Origin of the sequence: Mycobacterium sp. E1715 (assembly GCF_001667625.1) — a bacterium.
Lineage (GTDB): Bacteria > Actinomycetota > Actinomycetes > Mycobacteriales > Mycobacteriaceae > Mycobacterium.
The window spans coordinates 38,805-45,129 of record NZ_LZJJ01000061.1 but is presented as its reverse complement, the minus strand read 5'-3'; the positions used below and the strand labels follow the sequence as shown (position 1 = coordinate 45,129).

Annotated in this window: 4 protein-coding genes and 1 pseudogene; 3 read left to right on the top strand and 2 right to left on the bottom strand. The window is 70.5% G+C overall.

Annotated features, from left to right (window positions below; all coding sequences use genetic code 11):
- Positions 1-31: 31 nt before the first annotated feature.
- Positions 32-1,560, bottom strand: a pseudogene (locus tag A9X03_RS03530) (ATP-dependent DNA ligase).
- Positions 1,561-1,681: 121 nt separating this feature from the next.
- Here A9X03_RS03530 and A9X03_RS03525 point away from each other — a divergent pair.
- Positions 1,682-2,440 (top strand): SDR family NAD(P)-dependent oxidoreductase, encoded by a 759-nt coding sequence (locus tag A9X03_RS03525; protein ID WP_067756623.1) that lies wholly within the window; start codon positions 1,682-1,684, stop codon positions 2,438-2,440.
- Between the two features lie 108 nt (positions 2,441-2,548).
- Complete coding sequence (locus tag A9X03_RS03520) at positions 2,549-4,711, top strand: acyl-CoA dehydrogenase (RefSeq protein ID WP_068259706.1); 2,163 nt, start codon at positions 2,549-2,551, stop codon at positions 4,709-4,711.
- A gap of 9 nt (positions 4,712-4,720) precedes the next feature.
- Here the strand turns inward: A9X03_RS03520 and A9X03_RS03515 are convergent, their stop codons facing one another.
- Positions 4,721-5,056: a Zn-ribbon domain-containing OB-fold protein gene (locus tag A9X03_RS03515; RefSeq protein ID WP_068259703.1), complete on the bottom strand. Its 336-nt coding sequence runs from the start codon at positions 5,054-5,056 to the stop codon at positions 4,721-4,723.
- Between the two features lie 49 nt (positions 5,057-5,105).
- Here A9X03_RS03515 and A9X03_RS03510 point away from each other — a divergent pair, with 49 nt between their 5' ends.
- Positions 5,106-6,299, top strand: a complete 1,194-nt coding sequence (locus A9X03_RS03510; RefSeq protein ID WP_067756614.1) for a thiolase family protein — start codon at positions 5,106-5,108, stop codon at positions 6,297-6,299.
- Positions 6,300-6,325: the final 26 nt, after the last annotated feature.

Here is a 6,325-nt window from a genome sequence, read left to right as displayed (position 1 = left end):
TACGCGCGCGAAACCGGCAGCGCTCGGTTTGTCAGTACAGCGCCCGCACGGTATCGATGGTGTCGGCCTCGGACGGGCTCTTGTCGTCGCGGTAACGCAGCACACGAGCGAACCGCAGCGCCACACCGCCGGGGTAGCGCGAGGATTTCTGGACCCCGTCCAGGGCCACCTCGACCACCTGCTCGGGCCGCAGCCGCACGACGTAACCGTCGGTCCCGCCGACGGCGAGTTCGCTGAACCGGGCCGTCTGCCAGTCCAGCATGGCGTCGGTCATGCCCTTGAAAGTCTTTCCCACCATCACGAATTCGGCGGTGGCGGGGTCGCGCGCCCCCAGGTGGATGTTGGAGAGCTTGCCGCGTCGGCGCCCCGATCCCCACTCCACCGCCAACACCACCAGGTCCAGCGTGTGCACCGGCTTGACCTTGAGCCAGCCCGCGCCGCGGCGGCCTGCCTGATACGGCGCCTGCGGCGCCTTGGCCATGACGCCCTCGTGACCGGCGGCGAGCGTCGCCTCCAGGAACCGGGCCGCCTCGTCGGCGTCTGTGGTGGCGAGCCGATCGACCCGCTGCGCGGCCGGCACCAGCGCGTCCAGGGCGGCCAGCCGCTCGGTGGTCGGCGCGCGAGCAGGTCGGCGCCGTCGCGGTGCAGGATATCGAAGAAGAACACCGAAAGAGGTTGGGCCGCACGGGCTTCAGCGACGTCGACCGATCGGCCGAACCGTGACGCGGTGACCTGGAAGCGGTGCGGTGAGTTGTCGGCCCGCAGCGCGATCGCCTCGCCGTCGGCGATGAGGTCGCGCACCGGCAGCGCCAGCGTCGCCTCCACCACCTCGGGCAGCCGGGCGGTGACGTCGTCGAGGCTTCGGGTGTAGACGGTGACCTGGTCGCCGGACCGGTGAATCTGTACCCGGGCGCCGTCCAGCTTGGCCTCGAAAATCGTTGTGCCGCCGTGGCGTTCCAGCGCATCGGCCACCCCGGTCGCGGTCTGCGCCAGCATCGGGCCGACCGGCCGTCCGACGCGCAGGGCGAACGCCTCGAGCGCCCGGGCGCCGCCGCCCATGGCGGCCGCCGCGACGCCGGGCAGGTCCCCGCCGAGCATCGCCGCGCGCTGTACCGCCGCGACGGGGAGGCCGGCGGCCTTGGCCACCGCGTCGGCCATGATCCCGGCCGGCGCCCCCTGGCGCAGCTCCCCGCCGAGCAGCCGCAGCAGGAAGGTCTGCTCGATGTCGGTCGAGGCGGCGAACAAGCCGGTGATGAGCTGCGCGCGGCGCGCCTGCGATCCCTTGCCCGACACCGCCCCGATCTCGGAGAAACTGGCGTCCACCGCGGCGACGGTCAACGCCGGATGCGGCGCCGGGGGCGGCCGTGACCGCAGCGCTGCCCAGCCGACCCCGATCTGGCGCTGGCGCAACTCACCCGAGAGCCAGGAGACGACGATGGCGACTTCGTCGGGGTCGGCCGCGGCGCGGCGCAACAGGTCGGCGATGTGGGCGACCTTGCTCAGCCGTGACGACGTGCCGCCTACGTCAAGTGAGGTCGTCGCCACGTCGAGGAGGAGCACGAAATCAGCTTGGCACGGGTCTCGAACAAGGCGGGGTCAACCCTCGGCGGCGCACACGCTAGCGTGCCTACGTAACGTTACAGATTGCTAGGGATCTGACAACCCGAAAGGAAGGGTCCGGATGGAGATCAACGGGAAGAAGGTCGTCGTCATCGGCGGCGCGTCGGGAATGGGTCGCGCCTCCGCTGAGCTGCTGGCCGAGCGCGGGGCGGAGGTCGCCATCCTGGACCGTGAGGGTTCCGACGGCAAGACCGTGGCCGAGGCCGTCGGCGGCGCGTTCTATCCGGTCGACGTCACCGACTTCAAGGGCACCGAGGAGACGCTGCAGACCGCGGTCGACAAACTGGGCGGCCTGCATGTCATCATCACCACCGCGGGTGGCGGCATCGCCAAGCGGACGATGACCAAGTCCGGTCCCCACGACCTCGAGTCCTTCCAGTCCGTGATCGACCTCAACCTGATCGCCACCTTCAACATCAGCCGGCTCGCGGCCGCGCACATGGCCAAGAACGAGCCGGAGGACGAGGAGCGCGGCGTCATCATCAACACCGCGTCGATCGCGGCGTTCGAGGGGCAGATCGGGCAGGTCGCCTACACCGCCGCCAAGGCCGGCGTCGCCGGCATGTGCCTGACCATGGCCCGGGACCTGGGCTCGCTGGGCATCCGGGTGCTGGCGATCGCGCCGAGCCTGTTCGCCACCGGGTTGACGCAGGGGATTCCGGACGAATTCGCGTCGGCGCTCACCAAGGACGCCGCCTTCCCCAAGCGCCTCGGCCGGCCGATCGAGTACGCCAAGCTGGTTGCGGCGATCGTCGAGAACCCGATGCTCAACGGCCAGTGCCTGCGGCTGGACGCGGGCCAGCGCTTCGCGCCCAAGTAGCCACCCCCACGGGTCGCCCTCCCCGCATTAAGTACACTCTTTAGGCAGCCGCCCCGCTTCCCCTCGAAGCGGGGCAGGCTACCCAGCCGGTAGCGAGGAGGGCCCCTCATGGGTATCGCACTGACCGACGACCACCGCGAACTCGCCGGGGTCGCCCGCGCGTTCCTGACCTCGCAGAAGGCCCGTTGGGCGGCGCGTTCGCTGCTCGACGCCGCGGAGGAATCCCGGCCGGCGTTCTGGCAGAACCTGGTCGAGCTGGGCTGGCTCGGCCTGCACATCGACGAAGAGCACGGCGGATCCGGCTTCGGGCTGCCCGAACTCGTGGTGGTGGTCGAAGAACTCGGCCGGGCCGTAGCGCCGGGGCCGTTCGTGCCGACCGTGATCGCGTCGGCGGTGATCGCCAAAGATGGCAGCGCCGAACAGAAGTCGCGGCTGCTGCCCGGCTTGATCGACGGGACCGTGACCGCTGGAATCGGTCTGGACGGGGAGGTGCGCCTCAAGAACGGCGTCGCCGACGGTGACGCCGGGATCGTGCTGGGCGCCGGGCTGGCCGAGCTGTTGCTGATCGCCGCAGGCGAGGACGTGCTGCTGTTGGAGCGTGACCGTGCCGGCGTATCGGTCGAGGTGCCGAACAACTTCGACCCGACCCGGCGTTCCGGACGCGTGCGCCTGGAGAACGTCAACGTCGGCGCCGACGACATCCTGACCGGCGGGCGGGCTTCCGCGCTGGCCCGGGCCCGGACGTTGTTGGCCGCCGAGGCGGTGGGCGGCGCGGCGGACTGCGTCGACGCCGCCGTGGACTATGCCAAGGTGCGGCAGCAATTCGGGCGCACCATCGCGACATTCCAAGCGGTGAAGCATCATTGCGCCAACATGCTGGTGGCGGCCGAATCGGGCGTCGCCGCGGTGTGGGACGCCTCGCGGGCGGCGTCCGAGGACGAGGACCAGTTCCGGCTCGCCGCCGCGGTGGCGGCGGCCCTGGCGTTCCCCGCCTATGCGCGCAACGCCGAGCTGAACATCCAGGTGCACGGCGGCATCGGCTTCACCTGGGAGCACGACGCGCATCTGCACCTGCGCCGCGCGCTGGTGGTTGCGGCGCTGTTCGGCGGTGACGCGCCGGCCCGGGATGTCTTCGAGCGCACCGCCGCAGGCGCCAAACGGGAGAACAGCCTGGACCTGCCTGCCGAGGCCGAGGAGCTGCGCACCCGGATCCGCGCCGACGCCGCCGAGATCGCCGCCCTGGACAAAGCGGCGCAGCGCGACAAGCTGATCGAGACGGGCTACGTCATGCCGCACTGGCCGAAGCCCTGGGGTCGCGCCGCCGACGCGGTGGAGCAGCTGGTCATCGAGGAGGAATTCCGCGCGGCCGGCATCAAGCGCCCCGACTACTCGATCACCGGCTGGGTGATCCTCACCCTGATCCAGCACGGAACCGATTGGCAGATCGAAAGATTCGTGGAGAAGGCGCTGCGCCAGGAAGAGATCTGGTGCCAGCTGTTCTCCGAGCCCGAGGCCGGCTCCGACGCGGCGTCCGTGAAGACCCGCGCCACCCGGGTGGACGGCGGCTGGAAGATCAACGGGCAGAAGGTCTGGACCAGCGGCGCGCAGTACTGCGAGCGCGGCCTGGCCACCGTGCGCACCGATCCGGACGCCCCCAAGCACGCCGGCATCACCACCGTCATCATCGACATGAAGGGCCCGGGCGTCGAGGTGCGCCCGCTGCGGCAGATCACCGGCGGCTCGGAGTTCAACGAGGTCTTCTTCAACGACGTCTTCGTCCCCGACGAGGACGTCGTCGGGGCGCCCAACTCCGGCTGGACCGTCGCCCGGGCGACGCTCGGCAACGAGCGGGTCAGCATCGGCGGCAGCGGGTCGTTCTACGAGGGATTGGCGCCCACCCTGGTCCAGCTCGCGCAGCAGTCGGACCGCCTGGCGGGAGCGCCGGTCCGGATCGGATCCTTCCTCGCCGACGACCATGCGCTGCGGCTGCTGAACCTGCGTCGCGCGGCCCGCAGCGTCGAGGGGGCCGGGCCCGGCCCGGAAGGCAACATCACCAAGCTGAAGCTGGCCGAGCACATGGTCGACGGGGCCGCGATCTGGGCGGTGCTGGCCGGCCCGGAGGTCGCACTCATGGATGGCCCCGGTGCGGTGGTGGGCAGGCTGGCGATGGGCGCACGCGGCATGGCGATCGCCGGCGGCACCTCGGAAGTCACCCGCAATCAGATCGCCGAGCGGATCCTCGGCATGCCGCGCGACCCGCTGATCAACTAGCTGCTCCGCTCAGGTGGGTGCGAACAGCGGAGCCCCGCCGCTGCCCCTGTCCGGCCGGATCGCGACGGGCATACCGCACGTGACCGAATCGGGTTCGCAGTCAACGACATTGGCGGCCATCCGCAGGCCCTCTTGTTCGGCGAGTTCGACGATGGCGATCACGTACGGAACCGGGATCTCCGGGTTGTACGGGTGGTGGTTCACCGTAAAGGTGAACACGGTGCCACGCCCGGAGACGGGCCGGGCGACCAGCGGGGCTTTGCACGTGCGGCATTCGCCGGCAGGCGGATGCACCCAGCGCGCGCAGTCCTCGCAGTATTCGATGAGCAGCGGCTCGTCCGGCACGACGAATACAGTACACTCAATTGATTCGATGGTCTGACGGGCGGTGTGCATGACGCATTTCGAGAAGGACGCGATCCTGTCCGGCATCGGCATCTCTCGGATCGGCCGGCGCACCGGCATCGCGGGCGTGGACCTGACCATGGAGGCGGTGCGGTCCGCCATCGAAGACGCCGGCTTGGCCCCCGCCGACATCGACGGCATCGCGACGCTGGGCGACACCCCCGCCGCAGAGGTCAACGCCCAACTGCGGATCGAAGCGGCCGATTGCGGATCCGGCTTCGGCACCGGCGGCTTGCTCAGCCCGGTGATGTCGGCGTGCCGCGCGGTCGCCGAACGTCGCGCCCGGCACGTGGTGGTGTACCGGACCATCCAAATGCTCGGCGGCACCGTCCCGGTGAAGCCGCAGGAGAACGCGCCCGCGCCGCCGCTGGCCCGGATGTTCGAGACGCCGGAGGGTGCGGAACGGCCCGCCGTGGGCGCGATGGACGACGTCAACGACCTGGTCGCGGCCAACGCCTATTCCGCCGCGAATTGGCTGGCGCTGAACTGCCGGCGCCACATGGAGTTGTATGGGACCACCAAGCAACAGCTGGGCTGGGTCGCCCTGAACGGCAGGCGCAACGCCGCCCTGAATCCGCGCGCCGTGTATCGCGACCCGATGACGATGGCCGACTACCTGAGCGCGCGGCCGGTCTCCACCCCGTTCGGCCTGCTGGACTGCGATGTCCCGATCGACGGCTCGATTGCGGTGGTGGTCTCGCACACGGATTACACCCGGGATTGCCCCCACCGCGCGGTGGCGGTGGAGGCGATCGGCGGGTCCGACGGCGCCGGGGGCTGGTTCCACCGCGACGACTACCCGAAGATGGCGATGTCGGACGCGACGGCGCAGATGTGGTCGCGCACGGACCTGAAGCCGGCCGACCTCAAGGTCGCCGAGTTGTACGACGGCTTCACCTATCTCACCCTGGCGTGGCTGGAGGCCCTCGGGGTCTGCGGTGACGGGGAGGCCGGGCCGTTCGTGGAAGGTGGCGCTCGGATCGCCCGCGACGGGGACCTTCCCCTCAACACCTACGGCGGCCAGCTGTCGGCGGGGCGCATGCACGGTTACTGGGCATTGCACGAGGGTTGTCTGCAGTTGCGCGGGGAAGCGGGGGAGCGGCAGGTATCGCGTCGCCCGGACGTCGGCGTCGTGTCGGTCGGCGGCGGGCCCGTCGCTGGCTGCATGTTGCTCACATGCTGAAATCCCCTGCGCCCGAACGCCGTTGG